Raw genomic sequence first — 16,485 nt, 5'->3', positions numbered from 1 at the left:
TGGCGTACGCGCTGGACGGTGACCGGTCCCTGACGGCCGAGGGCTGACCCCGCGACGCCTGTCAGCCGAGGAGAGGCGCGCGGGGCCGACGCCGCCCGGACGCCGATCCTCGCTGCGGGGCGGCTACTGCAGCTCGGCAAGGGCGCCCATGACCAGTGCGCGGGCGTCAGCCCCGTAGACGGCCATGCGGCGCAGCTCCTCGAATGCCTTCAGGTAGAGCCCGACTTCAGACGGCTGGGTGATGTTGACCTCGGCCGAGAGCAGTTCCACGGACACGAACGCGTCGTCGTAGACGTGGAACGTCTCCACCGGCCACATCGTGCGTGGCTCCACCGTGCGCGGGATCACCCCCAGGGACACCGCTGGCAGGGCTCCGGCGGTCAGCAGGTAGCCGAGCTGGGCAGCCGTCGCGTCCGGGTTGCCCATCCGGTAGTACAGGGCCGTCTCCTCGACCACGAGGACGGCGCGGCGGCCCGGGTCGTGGATGATCCGGGATCGGTCCACGCGCGCGCGTGCGGCTTCGTCGCCCTCCTCCGGGTAGCCCCGGAAGCGTGCGATGGTGCCGAGCAGGCCGGCCGCATAGCCCTCGGCCTGGAGCACGCCGGGCACGAGCGTGGACGAGTAGATCCGGAACAGCTGAGTCTCGGCGAAGATCCGGGGCCACGAGTTCTGGAGCTTCTTCAGTTCCTGCACCTGGTGGCGCCACTCGCTGTACATGGACTCGGCGCTCATGGACCGGACGACGAGGTCCGCCGCCTCATCGGGATGGCCGCAGGCACCGCACCAGCGGCGGATGTCTCCTGCTGAGGGAGCCGTGCGTCCGTTCTCGATGCGGGACGTCTTGGAGTGGTGCCAGCCACAGAGGCCGGCCAGCTCGGCGACGGTCAGCCCCGCGCCTCTGCGTAGGTCGCGTAGCCGTGCGGCTACGGCTTCGCGGGCGGCCTGCGCGGAGGACGACGGGGAGGCGGGCATCGAGCGTCGGACCGTCCTGTCAGATCTTGTACTCGGCGTGCGGCGTGGCCCGCGCCCAGACCGTCTCGAAGGCCTCGGTGCACAGCTTCGCCGAGACGGGATCGCTGGTGATCTCTTCGCCGAGCGACGATCCGTCGCCAGCAAAGTGGTTCCAGTGCACCCACTCACCGTCGAACAGCCAGAAGTCGTTCCCGGGAGGCGCGATGTCCGACGCTCGGCGCCGTGGCAGCCACCGCACGTCCTCGCCCGCGGCGACATTCGTGAACGTCGAGTCGTACAGGAACCGGGTGTACTCGCTGGCCGGCTCCGAGACGATGCGGGCCCGGCGGATCTCAATCCCGCGGCCTACCGCGTCCACCACGAGGTCAAGCCACGGGCGCCACCAGGCCGCCCGGTCGGCCGGATCGTGCCGGTAGCCCGTACGCCAGGCCACGAATGGGCCGGTCTCGTAGTCCACGGCGTAGGAGTCGCGCATCTCCAGGTGGAATGCCGTGGTGCATCCGGCCATCAGCTCATCGAAGGTGGGCGTCGAGGACATCGCATGCCTCCCTGATCATGTGCAGCATGCGGGCCGGGAGGCGGATCACGCCTTCTCCTTCAGGGATTCCTACGGCGTGGCCCGGTACTTCGGTGGCCGCGCACTCGGCCTCCAGCTCCGGCCCCGGTAGCCACCCCTGGAGCACCAGCTCCGCATGTTCCAGGTCAGCTCAGGCAGTTGGGCTCTGCTTGTCTCCGGTTTTGGGGTCGATTCCCACGAACAGTAGCGGCATGCCAGCCTCCTGTATCGGCCTGTGCACTTCCGTGCACCAGCGTTGTGGCCGAGCCATGGCCGGTCAAGGTGTGGATGTGGCCAACCTCCCAGGCGAGTTGGGGGGTGCACAAATCTGCACATCGCTGGCTCCGTCGCGCGCTGCTCCGCCACGCTCTGAGCACCACCCGCTGACGACGGTAGGGAGCACCGGCATGGAAGTGCCCGAGGAAGGCACGAGTGTGGAGCTCGAATACGAGGATCATCCTCTTCTGCACAGGCAGGTCCGCGACCCCAAGACCGGGCGCGAGGGCCAGGTGATGGCCGTCATGCGGCAGACCCTCGGCCACACGGCCGGGCGTCGCCGCGAGGCCCTCACCGCGTACGTCCGTCCCGCCGGCGGGGGGCCCGAGTTCACTGCGGCCCCCGACGGTCTGGAGCCCGTGTGAGCACGCCCCCCACGTACCCGGCGGGCCGGTGGACCGCTCCGGCCCGGTGCCCTGAATGCGATGCGAAGCCCCTGCCGCTCGGCGGCCCTGAGGGTGGCGCCCTCGTCCACAACGAGGGCTGCAAGAAGGCCCGCTGACCCTGCACTCCGACTCATGGGAGAAGCATGTCCAGTCCGACCCCGACACCCCCGCCGCCGTGCAGCGCCGGCAAGGGCGAAACCCCGACACCCGCAGCCACGGGCAGCGTGCTCACCGCGGCGCCCGGCGACCGCGACGCCCGCGGTCTCCTCGGCGCCGACGAGTTCACTGCCGTCACCGCGACGCTCGCACGGAACCAGTCGGACTTCGGCTGGGTGTACGCCGAGCAGGTCATCGTCGAGACCCTCAAGTTCGTGGCTGCGGCCGCCCGGAGCGACGAGCGCCTCGTGCCGTCCCCAATCGTTGACGAGGGCTTCCACGCGCTCCTCGTGAACACCGAGATCCACCACGCACTCAGCGCCCGCCTCGGCGTCTTCGTGCACCACTACCCGGCCGTCGACGGCGCACCGCCGATCGCGCCCGGCTGGGCACAGCGGACCGTCGACGCGATCCGGCGGGCCGGCTTCACCGAGGACAAGGAGATGTGGACGTGATCACGACGGAGTACCGGACGTCCGCGACGGACGTCACCACCTGCGAGGCCTGCTGGCGCGAGCCGGTCGAGACCGCCCGGGCCGCCACCCACACGCACGGCCGGGACCTGCTGTGCATCCCCTGCGCCGAGGCCGGCTACGTGCCGCGCGTGGTCCTGTTCTCGCCGCTGGGCATCTACGGCCTGTCGGCGCGGCGCCTGAAGATGGGCAAGCACGGCGCCCCCGGCGGGCCCTCGATGCCGCCGGACCTGTCTCTTATACCCTTTTTCCTCTTCCGCCCCCACACCGCCCACACGCCCCCGGTCATCCGGGGCGAGACCGTCCCCGCGAGCCCCGCGGGGACCGGCGGCTGGGCCACCTGGGGCGAAGCCCCGGCGGCCCCGCCCCCGCACCGCGGCCCGGCCAGGGCGAAGCGCCCCGTCGCCCTCCTCGCCGCCGTCGCCCTCGCCGCCGCGGTCATCGGCGGCGGCACGGCCGCCGCCGTCCAGCAGGTGCTCAACAAGACCAACGGCACCGGCACCGGCGTCAACGGCAGCACCATCTCGCAGTCGAACAGCGGCACCGTCTCCGGCGTCGCCGAGAACGTCAGCCCCTCCGTCGTCCGCATCGACACCCGCACCTCGTCCGGCCAGGGCACCGGCTCCGGCGTCGTGATCACCGCCGACGGCGAGATCGTCACCAACAACCACGTCGTCGACGGCGCCACCCAGATCCAGGTGACGATGAGCGACGGCAAGAAGTACAACGCGAAGATCGTCGGCACCGACCCGGACAAGGACCTCGCCCTCATCAAGCTCGAAGGCGCGAGCGGCCTGACCCCGGCCAAGCTCGGCGACTCCGACAAGCTCAAGGTCGGCGACGAGGTCGTCGCCATCGGCTCTCCCGACCGCCTCACCGGCACGGTCACCAGCGGCATCGTCTCCGCGCTGAACCGCGAGGTGAACGTCCCCAAGTCCGAGAAGCAGCAGTCCCCGCAGGGCGGTTACCCGTTCTCCTACGGCGGCCAGCAGTTCAACGGGGACACCGGTACGGACACCACCTCCTACAAGGCCATCCAGACCGACGCCTCCCTCAACCCCGGCAACTCCGGCGGCGCCCTCGTCAACATGAACGGCGAGATCGTGGGCATGCCCTCCGCGATCTACTCCCCCTCCAGCGACAGCGGCTCCGCCGGCAGCGTCGGCCTCGGCTTCGCCATCCCGGTCAACACCATCAAGGCCGACCTGCCCTCCCTGCGCAAGGGCGGCCCCGGCGGCACGGGCAACGGCACCGGCAACAGCGGCACCAGTGGCAACAGCGGCACCAATGGATTCGGGACCTCCTTCTAGCCCGCCCGTGCGAGCCTGGTAGGAGACCGACCACCACCCCTGGGGGACCTGAATGACCGCCGAAGGCGACCAGCAGCGCATCCTCGTCGTCGACGACGAACCGGCCGTGCGCGAGGCCCTGCGCCGCAGCCTGGCCTTCGAGGGGTACGGCACGCAGACCGCCGTCGACGGGCTCGACGCCCTCGACAAGGCGGCCTCGTACGCCCCGGACCTGATCATCCTCGACATCCAGATGCCCCGGATGGACGGTCTGACGGCGGCCCGCAGACTGCGCGCCTCCGGCAGCACCACGCCGGTCCTGATGCTGACCGCCCGCGACACCGTCGGCGACCGGGTCACCGGCCTCGACGCGGGCGCCGACGACTACCTGGTCAAGCCGTTCGAGCTGGACGAGCTCTTCGCCCGGGTCCGCGCGCTGCTGCGCCGCAGCTCCTACGCCGCCCCCGCCCCCGGGGACGGCGAGCTTGAGGACGCCCTCACCTTCGGCGACCTGCGCATGGACCTCGCCACCCGCGAGGTCACCCGCGCCGGCCGCCCGGTGGAGCTGACCCGTACCGAGTTCACCCTGCTGGAGATGTTCCTCGCGCACCCGCGCCAGGTCCTGACCCGCGAGCAGATCCTCAAGACCGTGTGGGGCTTCGACTTCGAGCCCAGCTCCAACTCCCTGGACGTCTACGTGATGTACCTGCGCCGCAAGACCGAGGCCGGCGGTGAGCCCCGCCTGGTCCACACCGTACGAGGGGTGGGCTACGTCCTGCGCGCGGGCGAGAGCGGCCCCGAATGAGCCCGGCCGCCAGATTCCGCGGGCTGCCCCTGCGCTCGCGCCTCGCCCTGCTGGTCACGGTCGCGGTGGCGGTCGCCGTCGCGGCCGTCGCCGGCGTGTCCTGGGTGATGGTCCGGGCGCAGCTGAGCGAGCAGCTGGACCGGTCCCTGATGTCCACGAACGCCGCCGTGGAGGTCAGCCGCGTCATCCGCGACAACCGCCCGTGCCCGGAGAAGGCGCCGACCAACCAGCCCGGCCAGACCACCCAGCCCGGCCAGGAGATCGCCGGGAACCTGAACGCGTCCGTGCAGATCGTGACGGCCGAGGGCATCCACTGCTGGGTGAGCGGTCCCGCGACCCTGCCGGTCACCGCGATCGACAAGGAGATCGCCGCGGGCACCCGCGACGCCACGCTCCACGACGTGACGACCGCCGACGGCGTCGAGATGCGCGTCTACACCCAGCCCGCACGGGTCACGGCCAACTCCCCGCTCTTCGGCATCTCGGTCGCCAAGCCGCTCGCCGACATCGACAAGCCCCTGTCCACCCTGGCCTGGGTCCTCGTCCTGGTCGCCGGCATCGGAGTCGTCGGCGCCGGCGCCGCCGGCCTGTGGGTGGCCCGTACGGGGCTGCGCCCGGTCGACGAACTGACCGGCGCCGTCGAGCACATCGCCCGCACCGAGGACCTGACGGTCCGCATCCCCGACGAGGGCGACGACGAGATCGCCCGGCTGTCGCGCTCCTTCAACTCGATGACCGCCGCCCTCGCCTCCTCCCAGGAGCGCCAGGCCCAGCTGATCGCGGACGCCGGGCACGAGCTGCGCACCCCGCTCACCTCGCTGCGCACCAACATCGAGCTGCTCGCGCGCAGCGAGCAGACCGGCCGGGCCATCCCGCCCGAGGACCGCAGGGAGCTGCTGGCCTCGGTCAAGGCGCAGATGACGGAACTGGCCTCGCTGATCGGCGACCTGCAGGAGCTGTCGCGGCCGGACGCGGCCGCGCCCGGCCCGCTGGGCGTGGTGGCCCTGCACGACATCGCGGGCGCGGCGCTGTCGCGGGCCCGGCTGCGCGGTCCCGAGCTGAAGTTCGTCTCCGACCTGGCGCCCTGGTACGTGCGCGGCGAGGCGGCCGCCCTGGAGCGCGCCGTCGTCAACGTCCTGGACAACGCGGTGAAGTTCAGCCCGCCGGGCGGCACGGTCGTCGTCTCGCTGCGGTCGGGCGAGCTGATCGTGCGCGACCACGGGCCGGGCATCCCGGCCGAGGACCTCCCGCACGTCTTCGAGCGGTTCTGGCGCTCCCCCTCGGCCCGCGCGCTGCCCGGCAGCGGCCTCGGCCTGTCCATCGTGGCCCGTACGGTGCTGCGCGCGGGCGGCACGGCCGAGCTGCGGGCGCCGGCCCGCGGCGGCCCGGGCACGGAGGCGGTGCTCCGCGTCCCGGGAGCCCCGACCCCGCCGCCCCCGCAGACCGAGCCGCGGACCCGGCCGCAGCCGTCAGTTGTGCCGGATCAGTGAGGCGACCAGGCCGGACCGGGTGTTGGGGAAGTCCATCGGGACGATCCCGAGCCCGGTGCGGCCGGCCAGCTCCGAGCCGTCGACGAAGGAGTGCACCTGCGGGTTCAGCCGGTCGGAGTTCCAGCGAGGCGGCAGGGCCGCGGCCGTGCTGGTGTAGTTCATGAAGAACTTCCCGGGCTGCGACACGGACCTGCGGAAGTGGTTCTCGATCTTGCCCCGTTTGGCGAAGGGCTCCGCCATGTAGTCGTCCTGGATGTCGAAGACGTTGCCGTCGCCGTAGCGCAGGCCGCCGGGCAGGCCGCCGTTGTCGGGGAGCAGCAGGACCTTCCCGCGGGCCTGTCCGAGGGTGGGCAGCGCGTCGGCGATCTTGAACAGCGGCCGCCAGCCCCGGTTGTCGAGGTAGTCGTCGAATACGGCCCGGAAGGTGGCGTTGCTGTCTTCCGAGTACTCCTGCTTGAGGCGCATCAGGACGGTCTCGGAGGGGTGCGCGGCGAGGAAGTTCCAGCAGGCGGCGAGAACGTCGCCGAACATCAGGTTCTGGTAGTACGCGCCGTGGTGGATGGCGAAGGATCCACCGGTCACCCGGCAGCGGACGTCGAGGAAGCGGATCCCGGAGTCGAGCTGCTCGGCGACGGAGGTGTTCTGGCAGGCGACATAGAGCCCGCCCCGGGTGGCGCCGGAGTCGTGGGTGCCGGGGATGGTCATCCGCTGGAGCGCGGTGGAGTCGCCGAGTCCGGACATCCAGTCCCGGGTCGACAGCGCCCGCGTGGACGCGGACGCCGGAGCGGCCCCCGCCCCCAGCGCCACGCCGGCCCCGACGGCCGCGGCCCCGGCGAGGAACCCGCGCCGCCCGAGCCCCGCGCCCCGACCCGGCCGCGCTTCCGTGCCCGTGTCCGCGTCCACGCCCGTACCCGCGTCCACGCCCGTACCCACGCCCATGCCCATGCCCGCCCCTTTGCCGACCCAGTGGTGGCGGGATTATGGCGCGCGGAGCCACGCATTACTACCCACGGGTAGATTTCAGCTTTCGAGCAACTCCGCCATCGCGCGCAGCCCTTGGGCGATCTCGTGCCCGTTCGGCGCATGCTCCGGGTCGGTCAGGACCTGCACCATGACCCCGGTCAGCAGCGCGATGTGCACCGACCCGAGGGCCCGTACGTCCTCCTCCGCGACCTCGTCCTGCGGCACCCCGCGCAGCTGCGCGGCCACCATGCGGCGGTTGTGGCGCTGCCCCTCGGCGATGATCGCGAGCAGCTCGGGCGAGGACTGCGCGTGGACGAAGGCCTCGACGGAGGCGGTCCACAGCCAGCCCGTCTCGCGGAAGTCCCGGATCTTGCGGTCCCAGGTGTCGGCGTAGCGCTCCCGGGCGGTGTCGCCCTGCCCCGCGAGCCTGCCGGAGCCGGCGGCCCACTCGTCCATGGCCGCGAACAGCGCCTGGTTGAGCAGCACCTCGCGGGACCCGAAGTGGTAGCCGATCGCGGCCATGCTCACCTTCGACGCCGTGGCGATGTCGCGCACGGTCGTGCGGAGGTACCCCGTCTCCTCCAGGCAGCGCCGGGCTCCGGCCAGCAGGTCCTCGCGATTTCCCATGCCGGGATCGTATCCGCGCCTCTGTCCGACCCCTCTTTTTGGGCAAGTGCCCTACACAACCGTATTGCGCGCTTGCCCAAATCCTGGCAGGCTGATGATCGACACACCGACCAGCACAACGACCAGCACACCGGGGAGAGCGACGCCATGCGCCACGAGCTGAAGATCGACGACCGCACCCTGTCCTACCTGGACTTCGGCGGAGCCGGCCGCCCCCTGCTCGCCCTCCACGGCGGCCTGTCCGAGGGCGCCCACTTCACCGCGCTGGCCGCCGCCCTCGGCGACGACTGGCGGGTCATCGCCCCCGACCAGCGCGGCCACGGAGACTCCGACCTGGCTTCCGAGTACAGCCGCGCGGGCTACGTCACCGACGCCGCGGCCCTGCTCGAACACCTGGACCCCGGCGGCCCGGTGCCCGTCCTCGGCTTCTCCCTCGGCGGGGTCAACGCCTACCACCTCGCCGCCGCCCGGCCCGATCTGGTCTCCGCCCTGGTCAACGTCGACGCCCCGGTGCGGAGCCCGCGCGAGGACGGCCCGTCCTTCTGGGACTTCCTGCACGGCCTGCCGTACACCGCGCCGACCCGCGAGGAGCTCATCACCGCCCTCGGCCCGTTCGGCGAGGGGGCCGGGCCGTTCCTGCGCCCGCTGCCAGGGGGGTCCCCCCGGACGGAGTCCGGGGGAGGCACCGGCTGGCGGCTGCCGTTCCACCCGCAGGCCACCCTGGCCACGGTGGCCGAGGGCGACGGCGACCGCTGGGACGTCTGGCTGGCGAGCGACTGCCCGGCGCTACTGATCCACGGCCTGCGCAGCGACGTGCTCCCGGCGGAGCAGGCCGAGGCGATGGTCTCCCGGCGTCCGGGAACCTCGTACGTCGGCCTCGACACCGAGCACTTCGTGCCCTTCCAGGACCCGGAGGGCTTCGCCGCGGCCGTCCGCGGCTTCCTCGCGGGCCTCTGACCGAGTTGCGGATTCCCGCCACCGGGCCGCGGTCATCTCACTACCCTCGGTGACAACCGAAACGAACGCCGCACGGTGTGCACTTGGGGGTGACCGCTCCATGGTCAACATCCGCAGTCTCGATCCCAGCGCCTCCCCGCTGGACTACTACGGCTCGGAACTGCGCCGCCTGCGGGAGGCCGCCGGGCTGAAACAGGGGCAGCTGGGGGACATCATCTTCTGCGCGGGCTCGCTCATCGGCCAGATCGAGACGGCGCGGAAGGTCCCGACCCGGGACTTCTCGGAACGCCTCGACGCGGCACTGAACACGGGCGGGTTGTTCTCCCGCCTGGTGGGACTGGTCCTGCGCAGTCAGCTGCCGACGTGGTTCCAGCCGTACGCCGAGATGGAGGCGAAGGCAGAGTACATCTCCACGTACCAGTGTCAGTTGGTGTACGGGCTTCTCCAGACGGAGGCGTACGCGCGGGCGGTCATCGGCGTCGAACAACCAGACACAGTCGATGCGCCGGTGGCTGCTCGAATCGACCGGCAGCGCATCCTGTCTCGCGGGACTCCTCCGGTGCTGTGGGTGGTGCTGGACGAGGCCGCCCTGCACCGTGAAATCGGTGGCCATGCGGTCATGCGGAACCAGCTCGCGCACCTGTTGGACCTCCGCGACCGGCAGTGGGTGAACATCCAGGTGCTGCCTTTCGCCGCTGGTCAGCACGCGGGAATGATGGGTTCATTCACCGTCCTGCGGTTCGAGAACGACCCGGACCTTCACTACAGCGAGAGCTACGACTCCGGGCATATGACCGCCAATCCTCAAGTAATCAGGGAGCGTTCCGTCGGATACGCTCGCCTCCAGGCCGAGGCCCTCTCCCCTGGGAAATCGGCCGCGCTGATCGCCCGCGTAATGGAGGAACGCTATGGACACCATCCAGAACCTGACGGGCGCGCGGTGGCGTAAGTCCTCGTACAGCGGCAGCAACGGCGGCGAATGCGTCGAGTGCGCCCCCCTCGGCACCGCCGCCTGGCGCAAGGCTTCGTACAGCGGCAGCAATGGCGGCGACTGCGTAGAGATCGCCGCCCAGCCCTGCCGGATCGCCGTCCGGGACTCCAAGAACCCCGGCGGGCCCGCCTTCACCGTCGGCCCGGCCGCCTTCACGGCGTTCGTGCGCGCGCTCTGAGACATGCCGAAGGGGGGTGGGCCGCCGTGGCCCACCCCCCTCACGCGTAAGCGCGTACGGACTACTTGACGACCGTGATCCGGTCCGCCGCCGGCACGGCCAGCGGCGCCGTGGCCGTGGAGTGCGCGGCCAGGTAGGCGTTGAAGACGTCCAGGTCGGACGCGCCCACCAGCTTGTTCTTGTGCTCCTTCAGGACGGTGAAGCCGTCACCGCCGCCCGCGAGGAACTCGTTCATCGCGACCCGGTAGGTCTTGGCGGGGTCGAGCGCCACGCCGTTCAGCTTCACCGAGTCCACGACGATGCGGTCGGCGCCCGCCTTCGTGGTGTCCAGGGTGTAGGTGAAGCCCTTGGAGACCTGCAGGATCTTCGGGTTCGGGCCGTTGACCGTGCCGCTGACCTGCTGCTGGAGCATGGTGACCAGCTGCGCGCCGGTCAGGTCGACCACGTTCATCATGTTGGTGAACGGCTGGACCGTGTACGACTCGCCGTAGGTCACGACACCGTCGCCCTCGGCGCCCGCCGCCTTGTAGGCGAGGTCGGCGCGGATGCCGCCCGGGTTCATGACGGCCAGCTGCGCGCCGCCCTTCGCCGCCGGGGCCAGGGCCTCCAACTGCGCGTCCGCGATCACGTCACCGAGCGGCTTCTCGAACTCCGCCGAGCCGCGGCCCGCGATGTCGCCGGCGATCCAGCCCATCGGGCGGTTCGCGATCGGCGCGGCCAGCGCGTTCCAGCGCTGGATGAGCTCGGTCAGGTCCGGGGCCTTGGGCACGTCACGGGTGACGACCTTCTGCACCGGCTTCGGCGGGGCGACCGGCGTCCGGACGATGTCCTTGGTCTTGCGGTCGTACGTGAGGGTGGTGTCCGTGAACAGCCGGCCGTAGGAGGCGGCCGAGGTGACCGTGCGCGGGTTGCCCGCCGGGTCGGGGATGTTGCACGCGTACGCCTGGTGCGTGTGGCCGGTGACCAGGGCGTCGACCTTCGGCGAGACGTTCTTCGCGATGTCGACGATGGCACCGGAGATGCCGGCGCCGGCGCCCGGGACGTCGCAGTCGTAGTTGTACGCGCCGCTCGCGGGCAGGCCGCCCTCGTGGACCAGCGCCACGATCGACTTCACGCCCTGCCTGTTCAGCTCGTTGGCGTACTTGTTGATCGTCTCGACCTCGTCGCCGAACGTGAGGCCCTTGACCCCGTCGGCGGTCACCACGTCCGGAGTGCCCTCCAGGGTGACGCCGATGAAGCCGATCTTCACGTCCCCCTTCTTCCAGATGAAGGTGGGGTTCATCATCGGACGCTTCGTCTTCTGGTCGACGACGTTCGCCGCGAGGTACTTGAAGTCCGCGCCCTCGAAGGTCTTGCCGTATTCGAAGCAGCCCTCGACCGGGTGGCAGCCGCCGTACTGCATGCGGCGCAGCTCGGTCTTGCCCTCGTCGAACTCGTGGTTGCCGACGCTGGAGACGTCCAGGTCGAGGCCGTTGAGCGCCTCGATGGTCGGCTCGTCGTGGAAGAGGCCGGACACCATCGGGCTGGCGCCGATCATGTCGCCGGCCGCCGCGGTGACGGAGTACGGGTGGCCCTTGCGGGCCTCGCGCAGGCCGGTCGCGAGGTACTCGACACCGCCCGCGGGTATGGCCTTGGTGGTGCCGTCGGCCTGACGCTCGGTCACGGTGCCCGAGGAGCCCTGCGGGGGCTCCAGCGTGCCGTGGAGGTCGTTGAACGACAGCATCTGCACATCGACGGTACGGCCGTGGTCGTGGCCGTGACCGCCACCACTCGCGGCTCCGGCCGGAAGGGCGGCGGCGACCATCGCACCGGCGGCCGTCGTGACGGCGAGGGCGGTGAGGGTCAACCGGCGGGCTCGGCGGTGCCGTTGTGGCGTCGCTGACATTTAGTCCCCTTTGTGGACAGCGATACATCTTGGGAGGTCTGCCGAAGCCTAGAGTCAACGCGCGTAGCGCGACAGGGGTACCGGGTATCGAGCTGGTTACACGCAGACGACGCGGCGCCCTCGCGACCGCGCACGCAGCGCCGCCGGGCGGCCCGCGGGCGGCCTTCGGGCGGGCCGGGGCGGCCGTACCCGGACAGGCTCCCGCCGTGGTCGTAGGCTCGCCCCATGACTGACGACGCAGCAGCCGCCCTGGAGCCGGGACGCCGGATCGAGACCCTCGACGAACTGACGGAGGAACAGGCCGACTCCGTCCTCACCCTGATCGGGGACGCGGCCCGCACCGACGGCACCACCGCCGTGTCCGAGCAGGGCCGCCTCCAGCTGCGCGGCGGCCCGCGCGAGGGGATCCGGCACTTCCTGCTCACCGAGAAGGGCCGGCTCGCCGGCTACGGACAGCTGGAGGACACCGACCCGGTGGAGGCCCCCGCCGCGGAACTCGTCGTACACCCCTCGATGCGCGGGCGCGGCCACGGCCGGGCGCTGGGCAGCGCCCTGCTGGCCGCCTCCGGCAAGCGGATCCGGGTGTGGGCGCACGGCGGCAAGTCCGCCGCCCGCCACCTCGCGCAGGTCCTCGGCCTGACCCTGTTCCGCGAACTGCGCCAGCTGCGCCGCCCGCTCGGCCCGGACGCGGCCCCGCTGCCCGAGCCGGCCCTGCCGGCCGGCGTGACGGTCCGCACCTTCGTCCCCGGCGCCGACGACGCGGCCTGGCTCGCCGTCAACGCGGCCGCCTTCGCCCACCACCCGGAGCAGGGCGCGCTGGTGCAGCGGGACCTGAACGACCGCATCGCGCAGCCGTGGTTCGACGCGAAGGGCTTCTTCCTCGCCGAGCGCGACGGCGAGCTCGTCGGCTTCCACTGGACGAAGGTCCACGCCGAGCAGCAGCTCGGCGAGGTGTACGTCGTCGGCGTGCGCCCCGGCGCCCAGGGCGGCGGCCTCGGCAAGGCGCTCACCGCGATCGGCCTGCGCCACCTGGCGGCGGCCGGCCTGCCGACGGCGATGCTCTACGTCGACGCCGACAACCCGGCCGCCCTGGCCGTCTACGAGGGCCTGGGCTTCACCACCCACGAGACCGACCTGATGTACCGCACGGAGAGCTGAGACCCGGTCGCGCGGGCCCCCGGGTACCGGGTTCGGGCTGCTCACGCAGTCGGCGGGGGGTGTTCGTGACCACCCGGGCGGCCCGCAGGGACACGGCGCCGCCGTTGTCGTGGATCCCGCCGGTGGCCCCGCCGGTCGCCGTGTTGCCGGTGACGCCGGCCGCGTTCAGCGCCGCGGTCCCGGCGGCGACGGACGGCACTCCGTTGGCGAGGCCGCCGCGTTGGCGCGGACCACGCTCGCCGTCACCGTGAGGGTGCCGTTGCCGGTGACGACGATCCCGCCGCCGGCGCCGTTCGCGACGGCGCTGCCGGAGGCGTCCCCATTGGTGACGACCGTGGTCCGCAGGGTCAGGCTGCCGCGGTCGACGGTCAGGATGCGGAACGTGCCCGCCGCCCGGGTGATCACGGCGCCGCTGCCGTTGACGACCGTCGGCGCCGTGAAGGCCGGCAGCTCGCTGGTCAGCCCGTACGTGCACCCGGGCGCGAGGTTGAGCGTGTCGCTCGCGGGGGTGCTGTTCGCGGCGATGGCGGCGTTGCGCAGGGCGGTGCCCGCCGAACCCCCTGCCGTCCCGCACCCCCGCGCGGCCCGAGCCGATCGGCCCGCACTCCACCCGACGGCAGAACCCAGCCCGGCCACGCCGGCCAACCCCGGCCCGCGGCCGGATCCAGCCCCGCCAGGGGGCACCTCCCAGCGGTAGCCGGGGGAGTGTGAGGCGCGGGGTGCGGGGCGGAGCCCCAGGTGCCCGGGCGCAGCCCGGGACTCCCCGGCGCAGCCCCAGGTGCCCCGGCGCAGCCAGGGCCGGGCTGCGGGGCGGGCCCCGGGCCGACAGGCCCCGGCCCCGGCCCCGCCACGCTCCCGGCCCCCGGAAGCCACACACCATTAACCACCCATTCACGCGCGCTCGCGAAGCTGACCGCATGCAGCCCCGACTCCGACTGACGGCCGACACTTCCGACGCGCCTGTCCTGCCGCGTGCGCGGAAGAATGGAGTCATGAGCCACAAGCCCAGCGCAGGCCCCACCGAGGTCCCCTCCCAGCAGCCGCCGCAGAAGTTCGCGTCCCCGTCCGCGCCCTCGGCCGCCGACGTCTCCGCGTCCGTGGCCGCCGCCGCCGCCACGCCCGAGGCGGTCGCCGCGCGCGCGGCCACGGGCGCACACGCGCGCCTCGGCTCCATAGCCGCCCACCGCCCGCACGTCGATCTGGAACCGGATCTCGACGCGGATCTGGACGCCTACGACGAGAAGGACACCGGTGAGCTGCCCGCGGGCCGCTTCCTCGACCGGGAGCGCAGCTGGCTCGCCTTCAACGAGCGGGTGCTGGAGCTCGCCGAGGACCCGACGACGCCCCTCCTGGAGCGGGCGAACTTCCTGGCGATCTTCGCGAGCAACCTCGACGAGTTCTTCATGGTCCGCGTCGCCGGCCTCAAGCGCCGCATCGCGACCGGCGTCGCCACCCGTTCGGCCTCAGGCCTGCAGCCCCGTGAGGTCCTCGACCTCATCTGGACCCGCTCCCGCGAGCTCATGGCCCGCCACGCCGCCTGCTTCCAGCAGGACATCTCCCCGCAGCTCGCCGAGGAGGGCGTCCACCTCATCCGGTGGCCCGACCTCACCGAGAAGGAGCAGGCGCGCCTCTTCACCCTGTTCCGCAACCAGATCTTCCCGGTGCTCACCCCGCTGGCCGTCGACCCCGCGCACCCGTTCCCGTACATCTCCGGCCTGTCCCTGAACCTGGCCGTCGTCGTGCGCAATCCCGTCAGCGGCCACCGCCACTTCGCCCGCGTCAAGGTCCCGCCGCTCCTCTCCCGCTTCCTGGAGGCCTCCCCGCAGCGCTACGTCCCCCTGGAGGACGTCATCGCCGCGCACCTGGAGGAGCTGTTCCCCGGCATGGAGGTGCTCGCGCACCACATGTTCCGCGTGACCCGCAACGAGGACCTCGAGGTCGAGGAGGACGACGCCGAGAACCTCCTGCAGGCCCTGGAGAAGGAGCTCAGGAACCGCCGCTTCGGCCCGCCGGTCCGCCTGGAAGTGGAGGAGTCCATCGACCCCGGCGTCCTGGACCTCCTCGTGCAGGAGCTGAAGGTCAACCCCTCCGAGGTGTACCCGCTGCCCGGTCCCCTGGACCTGACCGCGCTCTTCGGGATCGCCTCGCTGGACCGCCCGGAGCTGAAGTTCCCGAAGTTCGTCGCCGGCACGCACCGCGACCTCGCCGAGGTCGAGTCCGCGTCCGCGCCCGACATCTTCGCCGCGCTGCGCGAGCGGGACGTGCTGCTGCACCACCCGTACGACTCCTTCTCCACCTCGGTGCAGGCCTTCCTGGAGCAGGCCGCCGCCGACCCGGACGTCCTCGCCATCAAGCAGACGCTGTACCGGACCTCCGGCGACTCCCCGATCGTCGACGCCCTGATCGACGCCGCCGAATCCGGCAAGCAGGTCCTCGTACTCGTCGAGATCAAGGCCCGCTTCGACGAGCAGGCCAACATCAAATGGGCGCGCAAGCTGGAGGAGTCCGGCTGCCACGTCGTCTACGGCCTCGTCGGCCTCAAGACCCACTGCAAGCTCTCGCTCGTCGTCCGCCAGGAGGGCGACACGCTGCGCCGCTACTCCCACGTCGGCACCGGCAACTACCACCCCAAGACGGCACGGCTCTACGAGGACCTCGGCCTGCTCACCGCCGACTCCCAGGTCGGCGCCGACCTCTCCGACCTCTTCAACCGGCTGTCCGGCTACTCGCGCCGCGAGACCTACCGCCGGCTGCTGGTGGCCCCGCGCTCGCTGCGCGACGGCCTGATCTCCCGGATCGACAAGGAGGCCGCCCACCACCGGGCCGGCCGCCCCGCGTACGTGCGCCTCAAGATGAACTCGATCGTCGACGAGGCGCTCATCGACTCGCTCTACCGGGCCTCGCAGGCCGGCGTGCCCATCGACATCTGGGTCCGCGGCATCTGCGCGATCCGCCCCGGGGTCCCCGGGCTCTCGGACAACATCCGGGTCCGCTCCATCCTCGGCCGCTTCCTGGAGCACTCCCGGGTCTTCGCCTTCGGCAACGGCGGCGAACCCGAGGTGTACATCGGCAGCGCCGACATGATGCACCGCAATCTCGACCGCCGTATCGAAGCACTGGTCAGGGTCGTCGACCCGGGCCACCGCGCGGCACTGGACCGGCTGCTGGAAACCGGGATGTCCGACGCCACCACCTCCTGGCACCTGGGCCCGGACGGCGAATGGACCCGGCACAGCACCGACAGCGAGGGCCAGCCGCTGCGGCACGTTCAGGAGATGCTCATAGACGCCCGGAGGCGCCGGCGTGGCTCAGCCAAACCATGA

At 71.8% G+C, this 16,485-nt stretch carries 17 protein-coding genes; 10 read left to right on the top strand and 7 right to left on the bottom strand.

The features are described from left to right. Positions 1 to 123: 123 nt before the first annotated feature. The 3 genes from DRB96_RS17615 to DRB96_RS44670 are packed head-to-tail and all read right to left on the bottom strand — an operon-like array spanning position 124 to position 1,673. The gene (locus DRB96_RS17615) at positions 124 to 972 is read right to left on the bottom strand and encodes a helix-turn-helix transcriptional regulator (RefSeq protein ID WP_112449324.1); all 849 of its coding nucleotides are present in this window, start codon (positions 970 to 972) and stop codon (positions 124 to 126) included. A 19-nt stretch (positions 973 to 991) separates the two neighbouring features. Then, complete coding sequence (locus DRB96_RS17610; RefSeq protein WP_112449323.1) at positions 992 to 1,510, bottom strand: DUF6879 family protein; 519 nt, start codon at positions 1,508 to 1,510, stop codon at positions 992 to 994. After that, complete coding sequence (locus DRB96_RS44670) at positions 1,485 to 1,673, bottom strand: hypothetical protein (protein ID WP_112449322.1); 189 nt, start codon at positions 1,671 to 1,673, stop codon at positions 1,485 to 1,487. Before DRB96_RS44670 ends, DRB96_RS17610 begins: the two co-directional genes overlap by 26 nt. 262 nt (positions 1,674 to 1,935) lie before the next feature. On the opposite strand from DRB96_RS44670, the gene DRB96_RS17600 reads away from it, so the two are divergent. The 5 genes from DRB96_RS17600 to DRB96_RS17580 all read left to right on the top strand — a co-directional run bounded on the left by DRB96_RS17600 (position 1,936) and on the right by DRB96_RS17580 (position 6,403). Continuing rightward, a complete protein-coding gene (locus tag DRB96_RS17600) occupies positions 1,936 to 2,169 on the top strand; it encodes a hypothetical protein (protein WP_112449321.1) in 234 nt (77 codons plus the stop codon). Between the two features lie 164 nt (positions 2,170 to 2,333). Further along, on the top strand, positions 2,334 to 2,801 hold the full coding sequence (locus DRB96_RS17595) for a hypothetical protein (RefSeq protein ID WP_162688626.1): 468 nt from the start codon (positions 2,334 to 2,336) through the stop codon (positions 2,799 to 2,801). Further along, on the top strand, positions 2,798 to 4,129 hold the full coding sequence (locus tag DRB96_RS17590; RefSeq protein ID WP_239517738.1) for a trypsin-like peptidase domain-containing protein: 1,332 nt from the start codon (positions 2,798 to 2,800) through the stop codon (positions 4,127 to 4,129). Before DRB96_RS17595 ends, DRB96_RS17590 begins: the two co-directional genes overlap by 4 nt. 52 nt (positions 4,130 to 4,181) lie before the next feature. Then, positions 4,182 to 4,913: a response regulator transcription factor gene (locus DRB96_RS17585; protein ID WP_112449319.1), complete on the top strand. Its 732-nt coding sequence runs from the start codon at positions 4,182 to 4,184 to the stop codon at positions 4,911 to 4,913. Next, positions 4,910 to 6,403, top strand: a complete 1,494-nt coding sequence (locus DRB96_RS17580) for a HAMP domain-containing sensor histidine kinase (protein WP_112449318.1) — start codon at positions 4,910 to 4,912, stop codon at positions 6,401 to 6,403. Before DRB96_RS17585 ends, DRB96_RS17580 begins: the two co-directional genes overlap by 4 nt. Here the strand turns inward: DRB96_RS17580 and DRB96_RS17575 are convergent. Next, positions 6,383 to 7,342, bottom strand: coding sequence for a phosphatidylinositol-specific phospholipase C (locus tag DRB96_RS17575; protein ID WP_112453506.1), 960 nt, complete (start codon positions 7,340 to 7,342; stop codon positions 6,383 to 6,385). The genes DRB96_RS17580 and DRB96_RS17575 overlap by 21 nt on opposite strands. Positions 7,343 to 7,423: 81 nt before the next feature. Further along, positions 7,424 to 7,993: a TetR/AcrR family transcriptional regulator gene (locus DRB96_RS17570; RefSeq protein WP_112449317.1), complete on the bottom strand. Its 570-nt coding sequence runs from the start codon at positions 7,991 to 7,993 to the stop codon at positions 7,424 to 7,426. Positions 7,994 to 8,065: 72 nt separating this feature from the next. Here DRB96_RS17570 and DRB96_RS17565 point away from each other — a divergent pair, with 72 nt between their 5' ends. From DRB96_RS17565 to DRB96_RS17555, 3 genes are all read left to right on the top strand, one after another. Next, positions 8,066 to 8,950, top strand: coding sequence for an alpha/beta hydrolase (locus DRB96_RS17565; RefSeq protein ID WP_343234531.1), 885 nt, complete (start codon positions 8,066 to 8,068; stop codon positions 8,948 to 8,950). A gap of 100 nt (positions 8,951 to 9,050) precedes the next feature. After that, positions 9,051 to 9,899 (top strand): helix-turn-helix transcriptional regulator, encoded by an 849-nt coding sequence (locus tag DRB96_RS17560; protein ID WP_112449315.1) that lies wholly within the window; start codon positions 9,051 to 9,053, stop codon positions 9,897 to 9,899. Beyond that, complete coding sequence (locus DRB96_RS17555) at positions 9,859 to 10,119, top strand: DUF397 domain-containing protein (RefSeq protein WP_112449314.1); 261 nt, start codon at positions 9,859 to 9,861, stop codon at positions 10,117 to 10,119. The genes DRB96_RS17560 and DRB96_RS17555 overlap by 41 nt, the downstream gene beginning before the upstream one ends. Before the next feature lie 61 nt (positions 10,120 to 10,180). Here DRB96_RS17555 and DRB96_RS17550 read toward each other — a convergent pair whose 3' ends face one another. Further along, on the bottom strand, positions 10,181 to 12,004 hold the full coding sequence (locus DRB96_RS17550; RefSeq protein ID WP_112449313.1) for a 5'-nucleotidase C-terminal domain-containing protein: 1,824 nt from the start codon (positions 12,002 to 12,004) through the stop codon (positions 10,181 to 10,183). A gap of 225 nt (positions 12,005 to 12,229) precedes the next feature. On the opposite strand from DRB96_RS17550, the gene mshD reads away from it, so the two are divergent. Beyond that, positions 12,230 to 13,162, top strand: a complete 933-nt coding sequence (gene mshD, locus DRB96_RS17545; protein ID WP_112449312.1) for a mycothiol synthase — start codon at positions 12,230 to 12,232, stop codon at positions 13,160 to 13,162. A 165-nt stretch (positions 13,163 to 13,327) separates the two neighbouring features. Here the strand turns inward: mshD and DRB96_RS43010 are convergent, their stop codons facing one another. After that, positions 13,328 to 13,798, bottom strand: coding sequence for a hypothetical protein (locus DRB96_RS43010; protein WP_162688624.1), 471 nt, complete (start codon positions 13,796 to 13,798; stop codon positions 13,328 to 13,330). A 356-nt stretch (positions 13,799 to 14,154) separates the two neighbouring features. On the opposite strand from DRB96_RS43010, the gene DRB96_RS17530 reads away from it, so the two are divergent. Next, positions 14,155 to 16,485: an RNA degradosome polyphosphate kinase gene (locus tag DRB96_RS17530; RefSeq protein WP_204357756.1), complete on the top strand. Its 2,331-nt coding sequence runs from the start codon at positions 14,155 to 14,157 to the stop codon at positions 16,483 to 16,485.

This window comes from Streptomyces sp. ICC1 (assembly GCF_003287935.1).
GTDB classification, from domain to species: Bacteria; Actinomycetota; Actinomycetes; order Streptomycetales; family Streptomycetaceae; genus Streptomyces; species Streptomyces tritrimontium.
This window is presented reverse-complemented; position numbering and strand designations above follow the sequence as displayed.

Excerpts from the sequence above, each read along its gene's own strand:
- DRB96_RS17610 (WP_112449323.1), bottom strand. The coding sequence starts at position 1,510 with ATGTCCTCGACGCCCACCTTCGATGAGCTGATGGCCGGATGCACCACG.
- DRB96_RS17600 (WP_112449321.1), top strand. The coding sequence starts at position 1,936 with ATGGAAGTGCCCGAGGAAGGCACGAGTGTGGAGCTCGAATACGAGGAT.
- DRB96_RS17580 (WP_112449318.1), top strand. The coding sequence starts at position 4,910 with ATGAGCCCGGCCGCCAGATTCCGCGGGCTGCCCCTGCGCTCGCGCCTC.
- DRB96_RS17585 (WP_112449319.1), top strand. The coding sequence starts at position 4,182 with ATGACCGCCGAAGGCGACCAGCAGCGCATCCTCGTCGTCGACGACGAA.
- DRB96_RS17550 (WP_112449313.1), bottom strand. The coding sequence starts at position 12,004 with ATGTCAGCGACGCCACAACGGCACCGCCGAGCCCGCCGGTTGACCCTC.
- DRB96_RS17575 (WP_112453506.1), bottom strand. The coding sequence starts at position 7,342 with ATGGGCGTGGGTACGGGCGTGGACGCGGGTACGGGCGTGGACGCGGAC.
- DRB96_RS17570 (WP_112449317.1), bottom strand. The coding sequence starts at position 7,993 with ATGGGAAATCGCGAGGACCTGCTGGCCGGAGCCCGGCGCTGCCTGGAG.
- mshD (WP_112449312.1), top strand. The coding sequence starts at position 12,230 with ATGACTGACGACGCAGCAGCCGCCCTGGAGCCGGGACGCCGGATCGAG.
- DRB96_RS17595 (WP_162688626.1), top strand. The coding sequence starts at position 2,334 with ATGTCCAGTCCGACCCCGACACCCCCGCCGCCGTGCAGCGCCGGCAAG.
- DRB96_RS17615 (WP_112449324.1), bottom strand. The coding sequence starts at position 972 with ATGCCCGCCTCCCCGTCGTCCTCCGCGCAGGCCGCCCGCGAAGCCGTA.
- DRB96_RS17560 (WP_112449315.1), top strand. The coding sequence starts at position 9,051 with ATGGTCAACATCCGCAGTCTCGATCCCAGCGCCTCCCCGCTGGACTAC.
- DRB96_RS17530 (WP_204357756.1), top strand. The coding sequence starts at position 14,155 with ATGAGCCACAAGCCCAGCGCAGGCCCCACCGAGGTCCCCTCCCAGCAG.
- DRB96_RS17555 (WP_112449314.1), top strand. The coding sequence starts at position 9,859 with ATGGACACCATCCAGAACCTGACGGGCGCGCGGTGGCGTAAGTCCTCG.